The sequence below is a fragment of the Sulfitobacter mediterraneus genome, from assembly GCF_016801775.1.
In the GTDB taxonomy this organism is placed as follows: Bacteria; Pseudomonadota; Alphaproteobacteria; order Rhodobacterales; family Rhodobacteraceae; genus Sulfitobacter; species Sulfitobacter mediterraneus_A.
On sequence record NZ_CP069004.1, the window covers coordinates 3459545 to 3482285 of the forward strand.

Annotated in this window: 19 protein-coding genes; 15 read left to right on the forward strand and 4 right to left on the reverse strand. The window is 59.1% G+C overall.

Going from position 1 to position 22741, the window contains the following annotated elements:
• The first annotated feature begins 32 nt into the window (after positions 1-32).
• From JNX03_RS17085 to JNX03_RS17115, 7 genes are all read left to right on the forward strand, one after another.
• Entirely contained in the window at positions 33-1061 is a 1029-nt protein-coding gene (locus JNX03_RS17085) for a carbohydrate ABC transporter permease (protein ID WP_203210195.1), read from the forward strand.
• A gap of 3 nt (positions 1062-1064) precedes the next feature.
• Positions 1065-1967 carry a carbohydrate ABC transporter permease gene (locus tag JNX03_RS17090; RefSeq protein WP_203210196.1) on the forward strand — a complete coding sequence of 301 codons (903 nt, stop codon included), beginning with the start codon at positions 1065-1067 and terminating at the stop codon, positions 1965-1967.
• Positions 1968-1976: 9 nt separating this feature from the next.
• On the forward strand, positions 1977-3032 hold the full coding sequence (locus JNX03_RS17095; RefSeq protein ID WP_203210197.1) for an ABC transporter ATP-binding protein: 1056 nt from the start codon (positions 1977-1979) through the stop codon (positions 3030-3032).
• 30 nt (positions 3033-3062) lie between these two features.
• A complete protein-coding gene (gene hisD / locus JNX03_RS17100; RefSeq protein WP_203210198.1) occupies positions 3063-4391 on the forward strand; it encodes a histidinol dehydrogenase in 1329 nt (442 codons plus the stop codon).
• A gap of 158 nt (positions 4392-4549) precedes the next feature.
• Positions 4550-5572 carry a LacI family DNA-binding transcriptional regulator gene (locus JNX03_RS17105; protein ID WP_203210199.1) on the forward strand — a complete coding sequence of 341 codons (1023 nt, stop codon included), beginning with the start codon at positions 4550-4552 and terminating at the stop codon, positions 5570-5572.
• Between the two features lie 61 nt (positions 5573-5633).
• A complete protein-coding gene (locus tag JNX03_RS17110) occupies positions 5634-6599 on the forward strand; it encodes a cupin domain-containing protein (RefSeq protein WP_203210200.1) in 966 nt (321 codons plus the stop codon).
• A 10-nt stretch (positions 6600-6609) separates the two neighbouring features.
• Positions 6610-7989 carry an amidase gene (locus JNX03_RS17115; RefSeq protein ID WP_203210201.1) on the forward strand — a complete coding sequence of 460 codons (1380 nt, stop codon included), beginning with the start codon at positions 6610-6612 and terminating at the stop codon, positions 7987-7989.
• On the opposite strand, the gene JNX03_RS17120 is transcribed toward JNX03_RS17115, so the two are convergent.
• Entirely contained in the window at positions 7983-8531 is a 549-nt protein-coding gene (locus JNX03_RS17120) for a cupin domain-containing protein (protein ID WP_203210202.1), read from the reverse strand. The genes JNX03_RS17115 and JNX03_RS17120 overlap by 7 nt on opposite strands.
• 114 nt (positions 8532-8645) lie before the next feature.
• Between JNX03_RS17120 and hisD (JNX03_RS17125) the strand changes: the two genes are divergently transcribed.
• Entirely contained in the window at positions 8646-9944 is a 1299-nt protein-coding gene (hisD, locus tag JNX03_RS17125; RefSeq protein WP_231024378.1) for a histidinol dehydrogenase, read from the forward strand.
• A 34-nt stretch (positions 9945-9978) separates the two neighbouring features.
• On the opposite strand, the gene JNX03_RS17130 is transcribed toward hisD (JNX03_RS17125), so the two are convergent.
• A complete protein-coding gene (locus JNX03_RS17130; RefSeq protein WP_203210203.1) occupies positions 9979-11121 on the reverse strand; it encodes a DUF3095 domain-containing protein in 1143 nt (380 codons plus the stop codon).
• 463 nt (positions 11122-11584) lie between these two features.
• Between JNX03_RS17130 and acs the strand changes: the two genes are divergently transcribed.
• From acs to JNX03_RS17165, 7 genes are all read left to right on the forward strand, one after another.
• The gene (acs, locus tag JNX03_RS17135) at positions 11585-13558 is read left to right on the forward strand and encodes an acetate--CoA ligase (RefSeq protein ID WP_203210204.1); all 1974 of its coding nucleotides are present in this window, start codon (positions 11585-11587) and stop codon (positions 13556-13558) included.
• Positions 13558-14244 carry an adenylate kinase gene (locus tag JNX03_RS17140; RefSeq protein WP_203212281.1) on the forward strand — a complete coding sequence of 229 codons (687 nt, stop codon included), beginning with the start codon at positions 13558-13560 and terminating at the stop codon, positions 14242-14244. The genes acs and JNX03_RS17140 overlap by 1 nt, the downstream gene beginning before the upstream one ends.
• A 62-nt stretch (positions 14245-14306) precedes the next feature.
• On the forward strand, positions 14307-14570 hold the full coding sequence (locus JNX03_RS17145; RefSeq protein WP_025047491.1) for a DUF4212 domain-containing protein: 264 nt from the start codon (positions 14307-14309) through the stop codon (positions 14568-14570).
• Positions 14571-14575: 5 nt separating this feature from the next.
• Positions 14576-16363: a sodium:solute symporter family protein gene (locus JNX03_RS17150; protein ID WP_203210205.1), complete on the forward strand. Its 1788-nt coding sequence runs from the start codon at positions 14576-14578 to the stop codon at positions 16361-16363.
• A gap of 105 nt (positions 16364-16468) precedes the next feature.
• The gene (locus JNX03_RS17155; RefSeq protein ID WP_203210206.1) at positions 16469-18289 is read left to right on the forward strand and encodes a DUF294 nucleotidyltransferase-like domain-containing protein; all 1821 of its coding nucleotides are present in this window, start codon (positions 16469-16471) and stop codon (positions 18287-18289) included.
• A 4-nt stretch (positions 18290-18293) separates the two neighbouring features.
• Complete coding sequence (locus tag JNX03_RS17160) at positions 18294-18812, forward strand: hypothetical protein (protein ID WP_203210207.1); 519 nt, start codon at positions 18294-18296, stop codon at positions 18810-18812.
• Between the two features lies 1 nt (position 18813).
• Positions 18814-20226, forward strand: a complete 1413-nt coding sequence (locus JNX03_RS17165) for a 3'-5' exonuclease (RefSeq protein WP_203210208.1) — start codon at positions 18814-18816, stop codon at positions 20224-20226.
• A 13-nt stretch (positions 20227-20239) separates the two neighbouring features.
• Here JNX03_RS17165 and alr read toward each other — a convergent pair whose 3' ends face one another.
• Both alr and JNX03_RS17175 read right to left on the reverse strand, forming a co-directional pair.
• Entirely contained in the window at positions 20240-21364 is a 1125-nt protein-coding gene (alr, locus tag JNX03_RS17170) for an alanine racemase (protein ID WP_203210209.1), read from the reverse strand.
• A gap of 79 nt (positions 21365-21443) precedes the next feature.
• Positions 21444-22736 carry an ArgE/DapE family deacylase gene (locus tag JNX03_RS17175; protein ID WP_203210210.1) on the reverse strand — a complete coding sequence of 431 codons (1293 nt, stop codon included), beginning with the start codon at positions 22734-22736 and terminating at the stop codon, positions 21444-21446.
• Between the last annotated feature and the right edge of the window lie 5 nt (positions 22737-22741).

Below are 22741 nucleotides of genomic sequence, written 5' to 3' on the forward strand. Positions count from 1 at the left end.
TCCGCATCCGGCAATTAGGGGGGCAGGGCGCAATGACCCACAAAGAATTCATGGCCTTTATCTGGCCGTCACTTCTTGCGATGGCTTTGTTCATCGCCATTCCGATTATCTCGGTCGCCTATCAGTCGATGTTTGTCGAACACGAGCAGATCATGATCGAAACCGAAACTTGCGGCCCGTTTGGGTGTACGCCTGAAGTCGCGGTTGATCAGGATGCGATGCGCAAAATACGCGAGGAGGCTCCCGCCGGGCGCTTCAATGGGTTGGAAACCTACACAAACTCCAGCCACCTCGCGACTGATGAGATCACCGAGATTGTAGCGACCTCTGAGAACTTTGGCGAAATCCGCGACCGGATCATGAACCTGCCGTTCTACAAAGCGCTGATCTTTACGCTGTCTTATACCTTTATCGTCACGCCGCTGGTGATTGTTTTTGGGTTTATCATCGCCGTGGTGGTCAATTCGATCCCGAGTGTCCTCAAAGGACCGGTGATCTTCTTTTCTCTGTTGCCGATGATCGTCACGCCGCTGGTCGGCTCGCTGGTTCTCTTTTGGATGATCGACAGCCGCGGTGTTGTGGGGGCTTTCCTGCAATACCTCTTTGCCGATCCATCGCTATCGCTCAAGGCCTCCCCGACGCTGACCTGGGTCACGTTGTTTGTTTACGGCGTCTGGCACTCTGCGCCCTTTGCCTTTGTTGTCTTCTACGCCGGACTGCAAACCGTGCCCTCCGATACGCTGGAATCCTCCATGGTCGATGGCGCCAATCGGTGGGAGCAGATCCGCTTTGTGGTGATGCCCTATCTGCTGCCGCTGGCGACTTTTGTGGCGCTGATGCAGCTGATGGACAACTTCCGGATTTTTGAGCCAATCATCGGTTTCTCTGCTTCCGCCAGCGCCACATCACTGAGCTATCTGATCTACACCGACCTGCGCGAGGCCGAGACCCCGCTGTTTGGCTCCGCTGCTGCAACGTCGATGTTGACGATCGTCGGAGTGATCATCCTGCTGCTGCCGGTGCTGTTCCGCAACGCCCGCGAATTCAATCGAAAGGCTTGATCCATGGCCCTCTTCAACACAACAAGCGACAATCCCGCGGCCCAGAAATCCACCGCTCTTGCAGTCCTTTCCGTGGCATTCGTTCTGGTCTGGCTGTTTATCGCGGCCTTTCCCTTCCTCTGGACGGCATGGGGATCGTTCAAGGCGGAGGGCGATTTCTTCTCCCGTGCTGATTGGATGAACGCAATCACCGGTCCCGCGACCACGGCGCAAACCGGCGGTGCCTTTACCCTCGATGGTTACCGCGGGGCATGGATCGAAAAGGAATTCTGGCGTGCCGCGATGAACACCGGCATCGTGACGCTTTGCGTCACATTGATCTCCCTCACACTTGGCACGCTGGGCGGCTATGCCTTGGCGCGTTCAGGCTTCCGCTACACCTTTTGGATCCTCATCGCCGCGCTGGTGTTTCGCGCCATGCCACATGTCACGCTGGTCTCTGGTTATCTGCTGCCGTTCTTTCAGTTGAATATCTGGGGCTATCTGCCGACCACCATCATCGTTCTGGTGGCGATCAACCAACCCTTCACCCTCTGGATGCTGCACAGCTTTTTCCTGTCGATCCCCAAGGATCTGGATGAGGCCGCGATGGTCGATGGATGCACAAGGTTTCAGGCCTTCCGTCTGGCCATCATCCCGGTGATGTGGCCCGGCGTTGTCACCACCGGATTGTTCAGCTTCCTGCTGGCCTACAACGATTTCACCACCACCTCGATGCTGCTGACCGAAGAGAACGCCACGATGATTCCCAAGATCAACAGCTTCCTCGGCTCCACTCAGGAAGAGGGCAAGGTCATGTATGCGGTCGCCGCCGTGGTCTCGGCCATCATCCCGCTCTTTGTGCTCATCATGTTTTTCCAACGCCAAATTGTCAGCGGCCTGACCGCTGGCGCAGTCAAAGGATAGGTCTCTGTCATGGCCCGACTTCAACTCAAGAATATCAACAAGCGATGGGGCGCCTTTGTCGGCGTGAAAGACCTCAACCTCGATATTGCGGATGAAGAATTTCTGGTACTGCTGGGCCCATCCGGCTGCGGTAAATCCACCACCATGCGGATGATTGCGGGCCTTGAAGGGGTCAGCGAGGGCGAGATCCTATTGGGCGATAAGGTGGTGAACCATCTGCCCCCGAAAGACCGCGATATCTCCATGGTGTTCCAATCCTATGGTCTTTATCCAAACCTGTCAGTCTATGAGAATATCCGCTTTCCGTTGCGGGTGCGCCGCGTGCCCAAGGAACAACACGACGAGATGGTGATGCGGGCCGTGCGGATGGTCGAACTGGAAGACTTCATGCACCGCCGCCCTGCCGAATTGTCGGGCGGACAAAGGCAGCGTGTGGCACTGGGCCGTGCCATCGTGCGCAAGCCCACAGTCTTTTTGATGGATGAACCCCTGTCCAATCTGGACGCCAAGCTGCGGGTCTCCACCCGTGCGCAGATCAAGAACCTGCAAAGCAAGCTGAAGGTGACAACGGTCTATGTGACCCACGATCAGATCGAAGCGATGACATTGGCCGACCGCGTTGTGGTGATGAATGCAGGCGAGATCCAGCAGGTCGGCACGCCCACGGAAATCTACAACACACCCGCCAATACCTTTGTGGCCAGCTTCATTGGTTCACCCGCAATGAACCTGATCGACGGGCACATCGAGGGCGGCACCTTTACCGCTGAGGGGATGAAGATCCTGGGGCTGAACACCAAACACAATGGCCCCGTAACCTTGGGCTTTCGCGCTGAGGATGCCGATGTCTGCGACACTGGCGGCCAGATCACCGGCCCGGTCTATTCGGTGGAACTCTTGGGCGATGCGACCATGATCACATGGCGTCAGGGCGGCGCGTTGGTATCAATCAAAACCAACAAGGATTACCGCGCCGAAATCGACCAGATCGTTGAAGGATCAATCCCAGCCGAGATTTGCCATCTGTTCGACCCGCAAACAGGTGCGCGCATTGCGCTGGACTAAGCAACACCAAGAATTTCAAGGATAAGAGCAATGGCGATCGAATTTCTCAAACGCAGCAAGCCCGAGACAGAAAAAGCAGAAGATGACGCGAAGGTGCGGGATGTTGTGGCCTCCACTTTGGCGGATATCGAGGCGCGCGGCGATGCTGCGGTGCACGAACTGGCGGTGAAGTTTGACGGCTATGACCGTCCGTCCTACCGCCTGTCGGATGACGAGATCGCGGCGATCATCGCCAAGGTGTCCGAGCGTGACATGGCCGACATCCGCTTTGCCCAGGAACAGGTGGTCAATTTCGCCAAGGCGCAGCGGGCCTCGATGACCGATATTGAAGTGGAAACGCTGCCCGGTGTGATCCTCGGCCACAAGAACATCCCGGTGCAATCGGTGGGCTGCTATGTGCCCGGCGGCAAATTCCCGATGGTCGCCTCGGCGCATATGTCGGTGGCCACGGCCAAGGTGGCGGGGGTGCCGCGCATCATCGCCTGCACACCGCCCTTCAACGGAGAGCCGAACCCGGCAGTGATTGCCGCGATGCACATCGGCGGCGCGGATGAGATCTATGTTCTGGGCGGCATTCAGGCGGTGGGCGCGATGGCCATCGGCACCGAAAGCATCGCGCCGGTGCATCTGCTGGTCGGGCCGGGCAATGCCTTTGTCGCCGAGGCCAAGCGCCAGCTCTTTGGCCGGGTGGGCATTGATCTGTTTGCCGGGCCGACCGAGACCATGGTGATTGCCGATGACACGGTGGATGCCGAGATGTGCGCCACCGATCTGCTGGGGCAGGCCGAACACGGCTACAACAGCCCCGCCTGTCTGATCACCACCTCGCGCAAACTGGCCGAGGCGACGATGGGCGAGATCGAGCGTATCCTGAAGATCCTGCCCACCGCCAACACGGCGTCGGTGAGCTGGGAAGACTTTGGTGATGTGGTGCTCTGCGACAGCCATGACGAGATGCTGCAGGTTGCCAATGACATGGCCTATGAACATGTGCAGGTGATGACGGACCGCGATGATTGGTATCTGGAGAACATGCACAGCTATGGCGCGCTGTTTCTTGGTCCGCGCACCAATGTGGCCAATGGCGACAAGGTGATCGGCACCAACCACACGCTGCCCACCAAGAAGGCCGGTCGCTACACGGGCGGTCTGTGGGTTGGCAAATACCTCAAGACCCATAGCTATCAGAAAGTCACCACGGACGAAGCCGCCGCGATGATCGGCGCCTATGGCTCACGCCTGTGCCTGCTCGAAGGCTTTGTCGGCCACGCCGAACAATGCAACTTGCGCGTCCGCCGCTACGGTGGCCAGAACGTCCCATACGGCGAGGCGGCGCAGTGGCAGGACGCGGCGGAGTAATCACGTTGGGCGAAGAATTTGGACAGGGCACTCCTATCCGTGGTGGTTTTGTTCTATCACGGAGCTACGGACCGATAGATGCCGGCCAAGGCATCCGGGGCGACATGTTGCCAGCGGCGACATCTGCCCTTGCAAGGCGGCCGCGCAAGGTGGGGAAAGTGAACAAATCCAGAGTGACGTCCATGCAGGTGGCCCACAAGGCGGGGGTCAGCCAGTCCGCCGTCAGTCGGGTCTTTACCCCCGGCGGCAGCGTGTCGGACAAGACCCGCGAAAAAGTAATGCGGGCCGCCGAAAGCCTTGGCTATAGCCCCAACGTTCTGGCCCGCGCCATGACCACAGGCCGCAGCCAGATCATCGGGCTGGTCGTGGCATATCTGGACAACCAGTTCTATCCCGAAGCCATCGAACGGCTGGCCGTGGCCTTGCAGGAACAGGGCTATCACGCGCTGGTCTTCATGGCGACGCCCACGATTGGTGACACCGACGATGTGATGCGGCAGCTGCTTGATTACCAAGTCGACGGGATCGTGCTGGCCTCGGTTTCCATGTCCTCCAGCCTGGCCCGCAAATGTGAGGACCACGGTATTCCGGTGGTTCTGTTCAACCGCGACCAAGACGACGCACGGATGAGCGCGGTCACCACCGACAATATCGAAGGCGGACGGGCCATTGCGCAGCATTTTGCCGAACGCGGCGCGGAGCGCATTGGCTATGTCGCCGGCTTTGAAGGAGCCTCGACCCAGATCGACCGTGAGAAGGGCTTCTTGCAAGGATTGGAAGAGGCGGGGCTGTCCCTTGCCATGCGCGAGGTCGGCGGCTTTGAATACCCGCTGGCCCGTACCGCCGCGCTGGAATTTTGCGCGGGGCGGAACCGGCCTGATGCGGTCTTTGTCTGCAACGATCACATGGCCTTCGCCTTTGTCGATGCGGTGCGCCACAAAATCGGCCTGCGTATTCCCGAAGACCTGCTGGTCGCCGGGTTTGACGACGTGCCGATTGCCGCCTGGCCTGCCTATGATCTGACCAGTTACCGCCAGCCCATCAACCGGATGGTGGCGCAGACTGTCGAAGTTCTGTTGGGCCAGATCGACAACGCTGATAGCCCTGCGCAAAAGCTGCGCCTCAAAGGGGAGCTGATCGTGCGTGGGTCAACGGGCGGGCCAAGCCAAAGACAAGGTTGAGCAAGGCCGCATGAGATAACAAACCGCGCCAAAGGCGTGCGAAATAACAAAGGATAACCAGATGACACCACAGGACATGGAAAGCCGCATCGTGCGCTATGGCGATTTACGCCCTTGCCGCACTGCATTTATCGACGCCCACACCCCCGGTAGCGATCAAAAGGAAAACTTCACGATTATCGGCGGCGGTGTCAGCGAAAGCCCGGACCAGCATGTGCATATCGGTATTCCGCATGGGTTCAACATTGGCGCAGCAGGCCAGCCGCCCAAGTGCCGCAATTCCCTGCACAACCACCGCACAGCAGAAGTGTTCTTCATCCTCAGCGGTCGCTGGCGGTTCTTCTGGGGTGAGCATGGCGATGCAGGCGAGGTCATCCTGGAAGAGGGCGACATCTTCAACATTCCCACGAACATCTTTCGCGGGTTCGAAAACATCGGTACCGACTATGGGATGATCATGGCGGTTCTGGGCGGCGACGATGCAGGCGGCGGCGTGATCTGGGCGCCCCATGTGATCGAAGACGCCAAGGCGCACGGGTTGATCCTTGGTGAGAACGGCAAGCTCTATGACAGCAAGAAAGGTGAAAACCTGCCCGATGGTGTTGGCCCAATGCCGCTGCTGACCCAAGCAGAGCTGGACAAGGTCGATTGCCCAAGCGCCATGCAGGTGATCGGCGGCTATGTGCGCCGCTATCTGGATATGGTCGCGCTGGCAGAGGAGGCACCGGTTAAGGTGATCGGCGAGAAGGGAATCATTCGGGATAAACCAGGGTTCGAGATTGATTTCATCACCCGCGCCTGCGCCTCCGAAGAGATGCACAAACATGACCGGCCTTCGGTCCTGATGCCGGTCAAAGGCCATTGGCGCGTGGATTACGAGGGCGGGTCCGCCACATTGGCGCCCGGTGATACGATGTCTGTGCCAGAAGGGGTCATGCATCGCGCCTTGCCCTCAATGACCGGCGAGGCCGCGCTTTACCACATCATCGCAACCGATGATGCGGCAGGGGCGACCTGGCAGGGGTGAGATGCACAACATGCAGGCCATTCTCCAAGGCCCCGATGGCAACCCCGCAGATCTGACGCTGGTGCAAATGGCGGCGGCGCTGCGGGCGGGGCGGCTTTCTTCGGTTGAGCTTGTCAGCGCATTTCTGACCCGCATCACGGACCGCAATCCGCAGATCGGTGCGTTTGTGCATGTTGATCAGCAAGGGGCACTTGCCGCCGCATCGGCGGCGGATGCCGCTTTTGCCGAAGATCTGGACCATGGTCCGCTGCAAGGCATTCCCGTTGCCATCAAAGACGTGATCGACGTGGCGGGATGGCCGATACGCTGGGGCTCGTCTCTCTGTGAGGATCGGATTGCGGCGCAGGATGCACCGGTCGTTGAAATCCTACGGGAGCAATGCGCAGTGCTGGTGGGGGTGGTCGCCACCTATGAGATGGCCACCGTTGGGCCAGACCCCAGCAGTCTTTATGCCCAGCCGCGCAATCCGTGGCATGCCGATCATATCACCGGCGGATCCTCTTCGGGATCAGCAGCGGCAGTGGCGGGCGGGATGGTGCCCTTGGCGCTTGGCACGGATACGGGCGGGTCTGTTCGCAGCCCGGCGGCCTTTTGCGGCGTCGTTGGGTTCAAGCCGACCTTTGACAGGTTCCCGATGGAAGGCGTCATGCCGCTGTCGCAATCCTTGGATCACATTGGGCTGCTCACGCAGACCGCGGAAGATGCGTCATTTGCAATGACGGCAATGGCCGGAATGCCAGTGCCCGACGGGCAATCGGAAAAGCTGCGTGTGGGTTTTGTTCGCAATTGGTGTGATGACCAGACCGTTCAGTATTTTGACAAAGCCGCCTCCGATCTCAGCTTGGCAGGCGCGTCAGTGACCCTCGTGGACTTGCCCGACTATGCGCCGCTGGAGACCGCGGCCTGTGACGTATTGCTGTATGAACAAGTGCGCAATCACTGGTCGGAGATTTCGCGGGCCTCTGATCAGGTCGGCCGAATGCTGCTTGATACGATGCAAGCCGGTCGTGGTGTGGACGATCAGACCTACGCGCAAGGACAAGCCGTGGTGCAGGACTTTTCCCGGCAAGTCGAAGTGACGATGGCAAAGTTTGACGTGTTGATCCTGCCAACCACCTTGCGCCCCGCAGAGCGGTTCGACAGCTTTGAAGATGGCAAGGCGACATGGACCCCGATGCGAACCATCCCGTTCAACATGAGCGGTCAACCCGCGGTTTCCGTTCCGGTGGGGATGCAGGATGGCATGCCGCTCGGTCTCCAGATCGTCGGGGCGCGGCATGATGATATGAAGGTGTTGCAGGTGGCACAGATGTTCGAACGCGCCACCGATCACAGTTGTCAAAAGCCCGACTTTCGCGCGGTTGAATTGGCCGCGAGCGAAGATCAGTAATTTGGCGGCGTGACCGCGCTGACGATCTTGCTTTCTCCATCTGACAAGTTCTCAAATGAATGGGGTATGCGGCTGTCGAAGTAATATCCATCCCCTGCTTTTAGGACGCGCACCTCGTCGCCCACTGATACCCGCACTGCACCTTGAAGCACGAACCCGCCTTCTTGGGCCTTGTGGCTTAACGCTTCGGTCGACACCGCGCCGGGCTGATAGGTTTCCATCATCAAGAGCATCTGCCGCTCGGCAAAGTTCATTCCCACCATGCGGTAGGAGATTTGCTCGGTGGAGCCTATTTCGACCAAATCGGCCTCGCTATAGAAGGGGGGTATGCCTTCTTGCACACCTTCAATGCCGAAAAATGCGGTCAAGGTCGCGCCCAGTGCATCGACAATGGCGGCCAGTGTATCGACGGATGGGCTGACTTTATCCCTTTCAATCAGTGATATGGTCGAATGCGCGATGCCCGATCGCGCTGCCAGCTCTCTCACTGTAAGCATCCGCCTTTGCCGCAATGTGGCAACACGTTTTCCGACTTTGGCCATGGAGAACTCCCTGTGGTGTCCATTATCTTAACCAAGCGCTTCAAGTCAATTGATTGGTGATCCGCTAGAGAGGATGATTGCGGCCAATGACCTTCACAGCAAAGAGTGACCACCATGATGCACATTGATGACACGCTGAACGCGCAGCTGACCTTTGTGAAACAGCCAGAGCGCAGCGCCGAGCAAGACACCGCAGAAATTGAAGGGCTGGTCAAAACGGTCCTCGACGATGTCCGCAACGATGGGGATGCGGCGGTTGCAAAATATGCCCGCAAGTTCGACAACTCTGACCTTGAGGCATTTGAAGTCACAGCGCAGGACCGCGAGGCGGCGTTGGCGCAACTGGATCCGCAAACCCGCGCTGATACCGAGTTTGCCATCGATAATGTCCGGCGGTTTGCGCAGGCGCAAATGGACACGATCCTGCCACTTGAGGTCGAGTTGCATCCGGGCATTCATTTGGGGCATCGGGTCATTCCGATTGAGCGGGTCGGGTGCTACGTGCCCGGCGGCCGATTCCCGTTGTTGTCTGCCCCGATCATGAGCCTTGTTCCAGCCAAAGTCGCGGGCTGCGATGAGGTGATTGCCTGTCTGCCGCCCAACGCCCATCCCGCGATGATCGCCGGCTGTCACCTTTCTGGCGCAGACCGGATTTTCCGCATTGGCGGTGCGCAGGCCATCGCAGCGATGGCCTTTGGCACCCAGACCGTGCCTTCGGTGGACAAGATTGTCGGCCCCGGCAATGCGTTCGTGAACGAGGCCAAGCGGCAGGTGTTTGGCCCGGTCGGAATTGACCAGTTGGCAGGCCCAAGCGAGATTTTCATCGTGGCGGATGAGACAGCAAACCCGGTGATGGTTGCCGCAGATCTGCTGGCGCAGGCCGAACATGATGTGCGCACCCGTGTAGGTTTGATCACCACCGACGCGGCGCTGGCAGAGGCCACCTTGAAAGAGGTCGAGGCCCAGCTGACCCATCTTTCCACGGCTGCTGTTGCCGCCCCTGCCTGGCGCGATTACGGGTCCATTGTCCTGTGCGAGACCGAAGAGGCGATGATCGCCTATTCCGACATCATCGCGGCCGAACACTTGCAGGTCCACACCCGCGACGCCAAAGCGACGGGCAAGAAGCTGCGCCACTACGGGTCGTTGTTTATCGGCGAGAATGCCTCGGTTGTGTATTCCGACAAATGCTGCGGCACCAATCACACGCTGCCGACGATGGGGGCAGGGCGCTACACGGGCGGGCTCTGGGTCGGCTCATTTGTCAAGATTTGCACCCACCAATGGCTTGAAGATCGGGGCGTTGAGACCGTGGCGCTGCCTGCGGGCCGTCAAGCAGCGACCGAAGAAATGGAGGGGCACCGACGTGCAGCCATGTTCCGCCTGCACGGTGCCAAGGTATTTGAGGGCTGATCGCCCCGCACCAAAGCTCAGCCGGCTGCGCGGGTCATCCTTTGATGGCCTGCGCGGCAACGGTATACCCACCAGACGCACCATCGACGAAGTGCACGTGATCGTCTGTCATGATGGATGGGACGATGCAGGTCATCATCGCCTCTGACTGGGCATGAATGCCATATTTGACAACGCCCTCCGCCACGGCTTGATCCAAAAGGCTTCGTAATTTGGCCTCTGTTCCAGGATCGCAATCAACGGTCATCTTCAGCCCGTCCTCAAATTTGCGGAAATCGGCGTTTTGGCCGACCACACGGCGGTAACGGCGCGCGTCAAATCCACCGATCTTGAGCCCTGTCTTGATCAGAAGCCAGGCGACGAAGCTTTCAAACAGCGCCTTGCGTCGCGCAGCGCCGAGCGATCCTGCACCGTGTTGAGCATGGGCTTCAAGCTGGGCGCCAGCAGGCGGCCAGTCCACGCCGGGGCCGCTGGTGTCGCCGGGATGACCGGACCGATCCAGACCGCCCGCCAAAGCAACAACCTTGCCGGCCAGCTTTGCAAATGCGGGGTCTTCTGCGGTGCGGGCGGGCATGATCACCACGGATAGGATCGCGCCATAGCGGCTTGGCATATGACTCCAACGGCAGGACAATCCGGTGAGGTCCGGCTGTGTCCCCGGCGGTGCGGGCGGCACGCCGTTTGCGCCATCCTTCATACGCGCCTCCGCCCAGGCCAGCCCGCCACCTGCGAACATGGCGTAGTCCACGCCTGCCGCCGCGCCAAACCGGGCAATCCGCACATCATGACCTGCCGCGCGCACGTCTGAGATCCGAACCATGCCGATCCGCAGCGACATATCAAACTCCTCAGCGGCCCAAACCTGAACCGCGGCCAATGCTTCGGTCGCGCGGTCCTTCCATTCGGGCGGAACAGCAAATCCTGCCCCGTCACCGCCAAAGATATAGGGAAAGGCGACCCCGCCATGGGCGTTGATCTGGGCAGAAATGACAGCCGCCCCAACCATGTTGACCGTTTTGTATTTGCCTGCGGCAGCGGCCTGCGTTGATCCGACGATGTCCGATGTGCCAACCCACCAATCCTCGGGCAATGAAGTGTAATTCTCGGTGTCCGACAGGGCGGCAAAATCATCCTGAACGGGGACGGCGGCATAAAACGGAGGAAGGGGATCTGTCATTTGATCACGCTAGCCAATGCGCCCCGGATCACCAAATCATTCTTTGGTGTACAAGCGGTTTCGCGCGGCCTGCTGTTTTGACGGCGGCACAAGATTTCCGCGCTTCGCTTCTTTCCTCCTTCAAAAAATGTGCGATTCGCCTCTTTCGTACGCAATTTCACCATCAGTTGACGATTTGTCGCAGCGCGTTGGCGCGGCTTGAACCTGTGTCGCAGTATACGTTTGTATACTGTTAGCGCTGACCCCATTTTCCCGGCAGTTGACTATAGGTCAGTAAACTCTGCGGATTCTCGCGATTTGAGAAATTATTTACAAAGGCTTTCGGAGAATCGAAAAAAATTTACAGAAAGTGGCAATAAAGCCAACGGAAATCGCGGATTATTTACAAAGTTAAGTATGTTCCCTCAGAAGATGCTGTCTGTTTCTCACTGCGAGACAGGCCGCGCAGCACGAGGAGGATACCATGACAACCGCAGATCCGCTGAACACGTCAAGCCAACCATCAGCCAAAGATTCATCCCGCACGCCCCATGTAACCGCACAGGATTACGCGCGTATGTATGCGGCATCGGTAGCCGACCCTGACGCCTTTTGGGCAGAGGAAGGCAAGCGGATCGATTGGATCAAGCCGTTCAAGACCGTCAAGAACACCTCCTTCGCGCCTGGCAACATCGACATCCGCTGGTTTGAGGACGGCACGCTGAACGTCAGCGCCAATTGTATCGACCGTCATCTCGAAACCCGCGGCGACCAAACAGCGATCATCTGGGAACCGGATGATCCAAACAAGGAAGCGGCCCTGCACATCACCTACAAGGATCTGCACGCATCGGTCTGCAAGATGGCCAATGTCCTGACGGATCTGGGTGTCGCAAAAGGCGACCGCGTTGTTATCTATCTTCCCATGATCCCCGAGGCCGCCTACGCGATGTTGGCCTGCGCCCGGATCGGGGCCATTCATTCCATCGTTTTTGCAGGGTTCTCCCCGGACGCTTTGGGGGCGCGTATCAACGGTTGTGACGCGAAAGTTGTCATCACCGCGGATTACGCCCCCCGAGGTGGTCGAGAAACGCCGCTCAAATCCAACACCGACACCGCGCTTTTGCATTGCAAGGACAGTGTGAAATGTCTGGTTGTCAAACGCACCGGAAGCCAGACCACTTGGACCGACCGCGATCACGATTGTAACGCCTTGATGGCCGCGGCGTCTGACGAATGCGCCCCTGCCGAGATGGGTGCCGAAGATCCGCTGTTTATCCTCTACACCTCAGGCTCCACCGGTCAGCCCAAAGGCGTGGTGCATACGTCAGGCGGCTATCTGGTCTATGCTTCCATGACCCATGAAATCGTCTTTGACTATCACGATGGCGATGTCTTCTGGTGCACGGCAGATGTGGGCTGGGTCACGGGCCACAGTTATATCGTCTATGGACCGCTGGCCAATGGCGCGACCACGATCATGTTTGAGGGCGTACCGACCTATCCCGACGCGGGCCGCTTCTGGGAGGTCTGCGCCAAGCATAAGGTCAATCAATTCTATACTGCTCCGACCGCGATCCGTGCCTTGATGGGCGCGGGCAAAAGCTGGGTGGAAAAACACGACCTGTCCGATCTGCGGGTGCTCGGATCTGTGGGGGAGCCGATCAACCCCGAAGCATGGAACTGGTACAATGAGGTTGTCGGCAAGGGCAATTGCCCTATCGTCGATACCTTCTGGCAGACCGAAACGGGCGGTCACATGTTGACCCCGCTGCCCGGCGCAACCCAGCTCAAACCCGGCGCTGCGCAACAGCCGTTCTTTGGTGTGCAACCGGTCGTGCTGGAACCCACCAGCGGTGAGGTGATCGAGGGCAATGGTGTCGAAGGTGTCCTGTGCATCAAAGACAGCTGGCCCGGCCAGATGCGCACCGTCTGGCAAGATCATGAGCGTTTCGAGAAAACCTATTTTGGCGATTACAAAGGTTACTATTTCTCGGGTGACGGGTGTCGCCGTGACGAGGACGGCGACTATTGGATCACGGGCCGCGTTGACGATGTGATCAATGTCTCCGGTCACCGCATGGGCACGGCAGAAGTCGAAAGCGCCTTGGTCGCCCACGCCAAAGTCGCCGAAAGCGCCGTGGTCGGCTATCCGCATGACGTCAAGGGGCAGGGGATCTACGCCTATGTCACCTTGATGAACGGTGAAGAGCCGTCCGATGCCCTGCGTAAAGAGCTGGAAACTTGGGTTCGTACCGAGATTGGCCCAATTGCCAAGCCGGATCTGATTCAATGGGCGCCCGGCCTGCCCAAGACCCGGTCAGGCAAGATCATGCGCCGTATCCTGCGCAAGATTGCAGAAGACGATTTTGGTGCATTGGGCGATACCTCGACCTTGGCCGATCCATCCGTTGTGGATGATCTGATCAACAACCGCATGAACCGGAGCGCCTCGTGATGGATGGCGCAGGCACACCGACCGCCGCACCCGTTCTTATTCTGCTTGGCCCTCCGGGCGCCGGCAAAGGCACGCAGGCGCGGATGCTCGAAGAGACTCACGGGCTGATCCAACTGTCCACGGGTGATCTGCTGCGGGCCGCTGTTGCGGCAGGCACCGACGCGGGAAAACAGGCCAAGGCCGTGATGGAAGCCGGCGATCTGGTCAGCGATGACATCGTGATCGCGATCCTGCGTGACCGTCTGGCCGAGCCTGATTGCGCCAAGGGCGTGATCCTTGACGGCTTTCCCCGCACCACGGTTCAGGCCGAAGCATTGGACGCCCTGCTTGCGGGCACGGGTCAGCGGATCAACGCCGCCATCAGCCTTGAGGTTGAGGACGCGGCGATGGTTGAACGGATCTCGGGGCGGTTCACCTGCGGGGCATGCGGCGAAGGGTATCACGACAATTTCAAACCCACCGCCAAGGCTGGCGCCTGTGACAACTGCGGCTCAACAGATATGAAGCGCCGCGCCGATGACAACGCGGCAACCGTGGCACAACGGCTTGAGGCCTATCACGCGCAGACCGCGCCACTGATTGATTATTACCAAACCAAAGGGGCGCTTTGTGCTGTCCCTGCGATGGGCGCAATTGACGATATTGCCGCCGAACTCAACGCCGTTGTGTCGCAAGCCACGGCATAACGCTTGAACCCTAGGCCCGCCACCCGGGCCTTGAGAAAGCAAACGAAGGAGGGCTCAAACACATGTCCCAACAAGACGAAAGCAATAACGCATACTGGAGCGCCAATGTGCGTCTGATCCTGATCAGCCTCGCCATCTGGGCGCTGGTCTCATTCGGGTTCGGGATCATCCTGCGCCCGGCATTGTCGGGCATCGCCGTGGGCGGGACCGACCTTGGTTTCTGGTTCGCCCAGCAAGGGTCGATCATCATCTTCCTGATTTTGATCTTCTTTTACGCATGGCGGATGAACAAGCTCGACCGTGAGCACGGCGTGGACGAGGAATAATCACAATGGATCAGTTTACACTTAACCTGCTGTTTGTTGGCGCGTCCTTTGCGCTTTACATCGGCATCGCGGTCTGGGCCCGTGCCGGGTCCACGTCCGAATTTTATGCGGCTGGCCGGGGTGTTCACCCTGTCACCAACGGTATGGCCACGGCGGCGGACTGGATGTCTGCGGCCTCCTTCATCTCGATGGCGGGACTGATTGCCTTTACTGGCTATGACAACTCTTCCTTCTTGATGGGTTGGACCGGTGGCTACGTGCTGCTTGCGCTGTTGCTGGCTCCTTACCTGCGCAAGTTTGGCAAGTTCACAGTTTCCGAGTTCATCGGCGACCGCTTCTATTCCAAGACCGCACGCATGGTGGCAGTGATCTGTCTGCTGGTGGCTTCCATCACCTATGTGATCGGCCAGATGCAGGGCGTGGGCATTGCCTTTGGCCGCTTTCTGGAAATCGACGCGACGCTTGGCCTGCTTCTGGGCTCATGCGTGGTCTTTGCCTATGCGGTTTTTGGCGGCATGAAAGGTGTGACCTACACGCAGGTTGCACAATATTGCGTGTTGATCACGGCCTACACGATCCCGGCTGTTTTTATCTCGCTGCAACTGACAGGCAATCCGATCCCGGCGCTTGGCCTGTTTGGCGAGCATACGGCATCGGGTGAGCCACTGCTGGCCAAGCTGGACCAGATCGTGCGCGATCTTGGCTTTGCTGAATACACCGCCGCCCATGGCTCGACCATCAACATGGTGCTCTTTACCCTGTCTCTGATGATCGGTACCGCAGGTCTGCCGCACGTCATCATGCGCTTTTTCACCGTACCCAAAGTGTCTGACGCACGTTGGTCCGCAGGTTGGACATTGGTGTTCATCGCCTTGCTCTACCTCACAGCCCCTGCTGTTGGTGCCATGGCGCGTCTGAATATCTCTGAGCTGATGTGGCCAAATGGCACCGACGGCGCAGCGGTCAGCGTTGAGCAGATCGAAAACGATCCGCAGTACGCCTGGATGGAAACATGGCAGAAAACCGGTCTTCTCGGTTGGGAAGATAAAAACGGCGACGGCATGATCCAGTACTACAACGACAAGAACGCGGATCTGCAAGCCAAGGCCGAAGCCAACGGCTGGACCGGGAATGAGTTGACCAATTTCAACCGCGACATCCTTGTGCTGGCCAACCCTGAAATCGCAAGCCTACCGGGCTGGGTGATCGGTCTTGTGGCGGCGGGTGGCATTGCGGCGGCTCTGTCCACAGCGGCGGGCCTGCTCTTGGCGATCTCTTCTGCGGTGTCTCACGATCTGCTGAAGGGTCAGTTGACCCCGAACATGTCTGAGAAATCAGAACTCTTGGCGGCGCGTATCTCGATGGCGGCGGCGATTGTGGTGGCGGTTCTTCTGGGCCTTAACCCGCCGGGTTTTGCGGCGCAAACCGTGGCGCTTGCCTTTGGTCTTGCTGCAGCTTCGATCTTCCCGGCGCTGATGATGGGTATCTTCTCCACCCGCATCAACAACACGGGCGCGGTTGCTGGCATGCTGGCCGGTCTGGTTGTGACGCTGCTCTACATCTTCCTGCACAAGGGGTGGTTCTTTATCCCTGACACCAACGCCTTCACCGATGCAGATCCTCTGCTTGGCCCGATCAAATCCACCTCCTTTGGTGCGATCGGCGCGGCGGTCAACTTTGCGGTGGCCTATGTGGTCTCCGGCATGACCAAAGAGACCCCGCAAGAGATCAAGGATCTGGTGCAAAGCGTGCGCATCCCGCGCGGTGCGGGCGGTGCGGTCGAAGACCACTAAACAAACGCCTGACACCGCTGCAAATCTGCGGCGGTGTCTCGCATTCCAATTCCGTCCTGCCCGCGTCACTGTGGGCGGGACACCTCATTTACAAAGGCCTGCGATATGCCTCTTCCGGCCAACCTGATCCAGTTTCTTGCCTCGGTTCATCCCTACGACAGCCTGTCCGAAGGGGATCTGAACGCCCTGGGTTCTGTCTGCGAGGCGCGAGAGTTCGCGCCGGGGGATTTGGCCTTTGCCGTGGGTGACACTGTTGCGGATCTTTTTATCATAGCCGAGGGCGAGGTGGAGATTACCGACGAGACCGGCGTGCAATTGTCGATCCTTGGTCCGCGCAATTCCTTTGGCGAACGCGCCTTGCTGCGCGGCGATACCGCCTCCCGGACCGCCACAGTCATCGCGCAATCGCGGATGATCGTTATGCCCGCCGCAACACTTTTTGAACTTATCAAGGGACAGCCCGCTGTCGCACGGTTCTTTGATCGCCGCCGCCCCGCGCGGGCGGACCGCAAAGACCTGACCACCTTGCCCGTTGATCAATTGATGACCCGCGATCTTGTCACTTGTCCGCCGCAGACCACCATTCGTGACGCCGCCGCGATGATGCATGAGGCGCATATTTCATCCATCTGCGTCACCGGCCCGGACGGGCTTGAGGGGATCGTGACAGTACGCGACATGACGGGCCGTGTTGTTGCGCAGGGCGCCGATATCAACGGCCCGATCAGTGACGTGATGACCCGGACCCAGCTGACCCTTGGCCCCAAGGCGCTGGTCACAGATGTGCTGCATCTGATGGTGGAACGCGGCATTGGTCATATTCCGATTGTGGAGGGCAGTGACCTGCTGGGCATTGTCACCCAGACCGATCTGACCCGCGCCCAGGCCATGTCCTCGGCGGATCTGGTCGGCCGGGTGGCCAAGGCCACTGATGCCGCCGCGATGGCCCGTGCCACGGCCGAGATCCCGCAACTGTTGGTGCAACTGGTAGAGGCCGGAAACCGTCACGAGGTCATCACGCGCCTGATCACCGACATTGCCGACACTGCCACCCGAAGGTTGCTGGCACTGGCTGAGGCCAAGCTTGGCGTGCCGCCGGTGCCGTATCTGTGGCTGGCTTGCGGCTCGCAAGGGCGGCAGGAACAAACCGGCGTTTCGGATCAGGACAATTGTCTGATCCTGTCGGATGATGTGACCAATGCTGACATGCCCTATTTCGCCGCGCTCGCCAAATATGTCAGCGATGGGCTGAATACTTGCGGATATTTCTATTGCCCCGGCGATATGATGGCGACCAACCCGCGCTGGTGCCAGCCATTGAAGGTCTGGCGCGGCTATTTCAAAGGCTGGATCGCCAAGCCGGACCCAGAAGCGCAGATGCTGGCCTCTGTCATGTTTGACCTGCGGCCCATCGGCGGCGATCAAAGCCTGTTTACCGAATTGCAAAAAAAGACCCTCAAACAGGCGTCCAAAAATTCGATCTTCACGGCGCATATGATCTCGAACTCTCTCAAGCATCAGCCTCCTTTGGGGCTGTTGCGCGGGCTGGCGACGATCCGATCCGGTGAACATCGCAACCAGCTTGATCTCAAACATGCAGGCGTGGTGCCGGTGGTGGATCTGGGCCGGATCTACACCCTGCAAGGCCGTCTGAGCCCGGTGAACACCCGCGCCCGGTTAGAAGCGGCCATGGCTGCGGGCGTGTTGTCCAGTTCCGGCGGTGCCGATCTGCTGGACGCTTACGACCTGATCGCCGTCACACGGCTTGAACATCAGGCCGCGCAGATCAAGGCAGGAGAAAAGCCCGGCAACTACCTTGATCCATCGAGGCTGTCTGATTTTGAGCGCAGCCATTTGCGCGATGCTTTTGTGGTGGTCAAAACAATGCAATCAGCCGTGGGATCCGGTAAAGGTGCGATAGGATAGGATTATGTTTGTAGAATTGATTGCCACGGTTTTTGCCGGCATCGCCTGCGCCGGGGTGGTGATGCTGTTGAATATCACGACAGGTCGGCGCTTGCCCAAATGGATCATGCCCATCGCTGCAGGGGCGGGCATGATCGGCATGACGATATCGAACGAATATACGTGGTTCGACCGGACCGCCGAGCGCCTGCCCGAAGGTGTCGAGATCGCGCTCAAGGTCGACGAAGAAGGCTGGATGCGCCCATGGACCAAGATCTGGCCCTATACCAAGCGGTTTTCGGCAGTCGACACTGGCACGGCACGCCGCAATGAAAATCTGCCGGATCAACGGCTTGCCGATGTCTATTTCTTTGGCCGCTGGTCCCCGATCAGTCAGGCGCCCATGCTGTTTGATTGCGCCACTCCGCGCTCGGCCTTGTTGATCGACGGGGCTGATTTTGGTGCAGACGGTGCTGTGGCCAATGCCGATTGGCAAACGGTGCCAGCCGATGATCCGATCCTGAAACTGGTCTGCGAGGGCTGACATGTTCACCCGCCTGTCCCTGCGTTTGCGCATCTTCCTGTTTTTCTGCCTTCTGGCGGCGGGAGGCGCGGCGCTGGCGGGTGGGGCGCTTTGGTTTGGCTGGTCGCGGGCCGATACGGTCATGCCCGCCGCGCCCTTCATCACCACTTTCATCGTGTTTGCCTTTCTCAACACCGGCCTCGCCGTAGCGGTCTGGCTGTTGTTTGATGAAAACGTGGCCAAGCCGATCAACAAGCTGTCCGCCGATCTGCGGCTGCGGGCCCATTCGGGGATTGATGGGCCGGTTGACACTGACGCCGCGCGATACTTGGGCGATCTGGCACCGGCGGCAGGGGCGCTGTCACGCACCCTGAACGCGTCGATGATGGACACAGCCAAGCAGGTCGCGCATGAGACACAACGCCTGAAACACGAAAGCGAGCGCCTGACGGCGCTGCTGACGGAAATTCCGATTGCAACGATCCTGTTGAACCCGGCCCATGAGATTGTTCTTTATGACGGTCAGGCCGCTGATGTCCTGTCACAGATCGCACCGCCGCGCCTCAAGGCACCTTTGTCCGATTACTTTGACCTCACCACGCTCACCGATGCGATTGACCAATTGTCCGATGACATCGCCGAGGTGCCGTTCAAACTGGGCGATAAGACCGCCGTACGGGTCTTCGACGCGCAGGTGAAATCGCTCGGCGATGGCGGCCATATGGTTCTGATCGACGTGCAGGCCATCGCCAGCCAGCTTCTCAAGGCGCGGCCTTTGGTATTTGATTTTGGTCTGATGAATGTCGCCGAAACCAAAGAGATCAGGGACAGCCCACTGCGCGATCTGTGTTACGTGCCGTTTGACACTGAAACCACCGGCCTATCGGTCGAGAAGGATGCAATCATTCAGATCGGTGGTGTGCGGATCCTGAACGGCCAGATGATCGCGGGCGAAACATTCGATCGCTTTGTGCATCCTGGCCGTAAAATACCGCCTGCCTCTACTCTTGTGCATGGGATCTCGGATGATGATGTCGCGGATGCACCCGATATCGCCACGGTGGGCCGCGCGTTCCACCATTTCGCCCGTGACGCCATTCTGGTCGCCCATAATGCACCTTTCGACATCGGGCTGCTGCGCAAATCGGAGGTGGAAATGGGGGTGGAATGGAACCATCCAGTGCTGGACACGGTGCTGTTGTCTGCCGTGATCTTTGGGGTCACGGAGGACCATTCACTCGACGCCCTATGCGAACGGCTTGCCATTTCGATCCCGGCAGAGCTGCGCCACACTGCCTACGGTGATGCCCATGCGACCGGTGCGGCGCTGGTCAAGCTGCTACCGCTTTTGGAAGGCAGGGGTGTGTGCACCTTTGGCCAATTGATCGAAGAGACCCGCAAACACAGCCGGCTTTTACATGATCTGAACGAATGAACAGGCGAATAGCTCAGCGGTAGATCCGGTGATTGCGCAACCCCCAGTCTGAATACAGGTCGGCCATGATGGTGCCGAACTGCGCCTCGGCTTGTACGTTGCTGATGACCTGCTCGCCGCCGCGGCCATAGATGGTCACTTCGTCGCCCACTTGCACATCATCGTTTCCGGTCACATCGGCGACAATTGTATTCATGGACATTTTGCCCAGTACAGGCACGACTTTTTCCCGGATGATTACGGCGCTGCGATTGTGGGCGTTGCGATAAAACCCGTTGGCATAGCCGATGGAAATGCAGGCCAGTCGGCTGTCCCGCTCCAGAAGATTGGCCCGGTCATAGCCAACCGCGGCGCCTGCGGGGTATGCCCCAAGTCCAACAACACGGGCCTTCAACTCCATCGTCGGGACAAAGCCCAGCTCCGGTTTCAAAATCCCATAGATGATGGCGCCACAGCGGTACATGTCGGTTTCGACCGCAATGCCCGAGACCAGAGAGAGCGAACTGCCTGCATGTATTGTCAGGTCCGAACGGCGCAGGGTGCTGTTGGCCAGAACCCACGCGACTTGCTGCTGAAACAGGGTGGCACTTTGGCGCAGGTGATTTGGTTCATTTGACGCAAAATGGGTGCAGATTCCGGTGATCTGGTTGCGAAGTAGACCAAGGATCTCTCGGCAAGCCGCTTTGCCTGTCTGAGTTGCCAGCTCCAGCCCGTCCCGTGACATTCCCGCCGCATCAAGGGCCAGATGAACTTTGGAAAGGTTGTGGCCATCGTCCATAAGCCCCCGATACTGGCGGGCTGCGTCAAGCGATCCGATCTGCTCCTGCACGCGGTCAGCCACGGCTGTTTCCATCTCGCTCAAGGTTGCGGCGCGCAGGCGTATGATCCCGCCTGCGAAACCTGCCTCCCGTACAGCGCGGGCCTCTGTGTTGGACGTAATCCCGATGCAGCGGATGCCCTGCGCCATCACCAATGGCACAACCTGTTTGATACCATGCCCGTAAGCATCCGCCTTGAGAACCGCACAGAACTGCGACCGCTCTGGCAACAGGTCGCAGGCCAGCGCCAGATTTCGTGCAATGCGGCTTGGGTAAATGTCACACCAAGAGCTGCACGGAAGATCGCGGCGGTGGGTCACGTTGCAACCTGCCCAAGTGACCCGCGCCCGATCCACGCAGAGTATGTTCCATCGTGAAAATGGCCCATTGCGCCCGCCCTCAAATCTCTTCGGTGCCGCACCAGCGGACGATGAATGACGCGGTAGCCTTGGTCACGCGGCGCATGCTTTCCAGCTCTACCCGTTCGTTGAACCCATGGATCGCTTCGGCTCTTGGCCCATAGACCAGCGCAGGTGTATCGGCATATAGCCCGAAGAACCGCGCGTCTGTGGTCGCCGTGATCGCCGCCTTCTTGAGGTCCGTGCCGGTGGCTGCCTGATGGGCATCATCCAGTGCGTCGATGGCAGACCGCGCGCGTTCCGAGCTGTCTTGAGACAGCGCATAGCCCTCGGCCTCAAAGCCGTGATAGACGATCTCGGGCAGGGAATTGCGCAGAAAGTCATTCTCTCGCGCCGCGTCCAGAATGACGGATTCGATCTCGGTTTTGGCCGCCGCAATGGATTGTCCGGGAAAGATCGCCATGCGCACGTCAAACACCGCCCATGCGGGCACTGAACTGGTCCAGTCGCCGCCTTGGATTTTGGCAACATTCAAGTTCAGCGCGTGATCCATATGGGCGTAATCATCAGGGCGGTTCTCAACTGCGTTCCAGCGATGCTCCATCTCGTGCAAGGCTTTGATCAAGGGAATGGCGGCCTCAATCGCGTTGGCCCCGCTGCCCGCGTAGGCCACATGGGTCGGGCGACCCTTGAGATGCACCTGAAACCACAAGACGCCCAATTGCGCTGTGACCAGCTTTTCCGAGAACGGTTCAGGGATCAGTGCGGCGTCTGCCTTGTAACCCCGCGCAAGGCAGGCCAAGGCGCCGTTTCCGGTGCATTCCTCCTCAACCACGGATTGATAAAACACATCTGCGGCAGGGGCCAAGCCGCAGGCGGCCAAGGCATCCATCGCAAAGAGGTTCGACGCCAGACCCGCCTTCATATCGCCGCCGCCGCGCCCGTAAAGCCACCCGGCTTCAACGCGCGGTTCATAGGGCGGGCTGTCCCACATATCCAGTGGCCCTTCGGGCACCACATCGATATGTCCGTTCAGGATCAGGGACCGTCCGGTTTTGGTCTTTGACCGGTGCGAGCCGACCACGTTGACTGCATCCTCATAAGAGCCAAGCACAGGCGAAAACCCCGGCAGATGCTGGATGTCTGCCACGTCGATTTGCCAGCGGTCCAGTTCATAGCCACGCGCGGTCAGGGCATGGGCCATGAAATCCTGCGCGGCCTGTTCCTTTCCTCTGGTCGAAGGAAAAGCGGTCAGGTCAGACAGGAATGCCACCTGCAGGTCAAATGCTGCATCAACGGCATCAAACAGGCGGGCTTGTAGATCTGATTGCATGATCT

Bases quoted from the DNA above. Each gene is read 5' to 3' on its own strand.
- JNX03_RS17085 (WP_203210195.1), top strand. From the start codon at position 33: ATGACCCACAAAGAATTCATGGCCTTTATCTGGCCGTCACTTCTTGCG.
- JNX03_RS17090 (WP_203210196.1), top strand. From the start codon at position 1,065: ATGGCCCTCTTCAACACAACAAGCGACAATCCCGCGGCCCAGAAATCC.
- JNX03_RS17095 (WP_203210197.1), top strand. From the start codon at position 1,977: ATGGCCCGACTTCAACTCAAGAATATCAACAAGCGATGGGGCGCCTTT.
- hisD (WP_203210198.1), top strand. From the start codon at position 3,063: ATGGCGATCGAATTTCTCAAACGCAGCAAGCCCGAGACAGAAAAAGCA.
- JNX03_RS17110 (WP_203210200.1), top strand. From the start codon at position 5,634: ATGACACCACAGGACATGGAAAGCCGCATCGTGCGCTATGGCGATTTA.
- JNX03_RS17115 (WP_203210201.1), top strand. From the start codon at position 6,610: ATGCAGGCCATTCTCCAAGGCCCCGATGGCAACCCCGCAGATCTGACG.
- JNX03_RS17120 (WP_203210202.1), bottom strand. From the start codon at position 8,531: ATGGCCAAAGTCGGAAAACGTGTTGCCACATTGCGGCAAAGGCGGATG.
- hisD (WP_231024378.1), top strand. From the start codon at position 8,646: ATGATGCACATTGATGACACGCTGAACGCGCAGCTGACCTTTGTGAAA.
- JNX03_RS17130 (WP_203210203.1), bottom strand. From the start codon at position 11,121: ATGACAGATCCCCTTCCTCCGTTTTATGCCGCCGTCCCCGTTCAGGAT.
- acs (WP_203210204.1), top strand. From the start codon at position 11,585: ATGACAACCGCAGATCCGCTGAACACGTCAAGCCAACCATCAGCCAAA.
- JNX03_RS17140 (WP_203212281.1), top strand. From the start codon at position 13,558: ATGGATGGCGCAGGCACACCGACCGCCGCACCCGTTCTTATTCTGCTT.
- JNX03_RS17145 (WP_025047491.1), top strand. From the start codon at position 14,307: ATGTCCCAACAAGACGAAAGCAATAACGCATACTGGAGCGCCAATGTG.
- JNX03_RS17150 (WP_203210205.1), top strand. From the start codon at position 14,576: ATGGATCAGTTTACACTTAACCTGCTGTTTGTTGGCGCGTCCTTTGCG.
- JNX03_RS17155 (WP_203210206.1), top strand. From the start codon at position 16,469: ATGCCTCTTCCGGCCAACCTGATCCAGTTTCTTGCCTCGGTTCATCCC.
- JNX03_RS17160 (WP_203210207.1), top strand. From the start codon at position 18,294: ATGTTTGTAGAATTGATTGCCACGGTTTTTGCCGGCATCGCCTGCGCC.
- JNX03_RS17165 (WP_203210208.1), top strand. From the start codon at position 18,814: ATGTTCACCCGCCTGTCCCTGCGTTTGCGCATCTTCCTGTTTTTCTGC.
- JNX03_RS17175 (WP_203210210.1), bottom strand. From the start codon at position 22,736: ATGCAATCAGATCTACAAGCCCGCCTGTTTGATGCCGTTGATGCAGCA.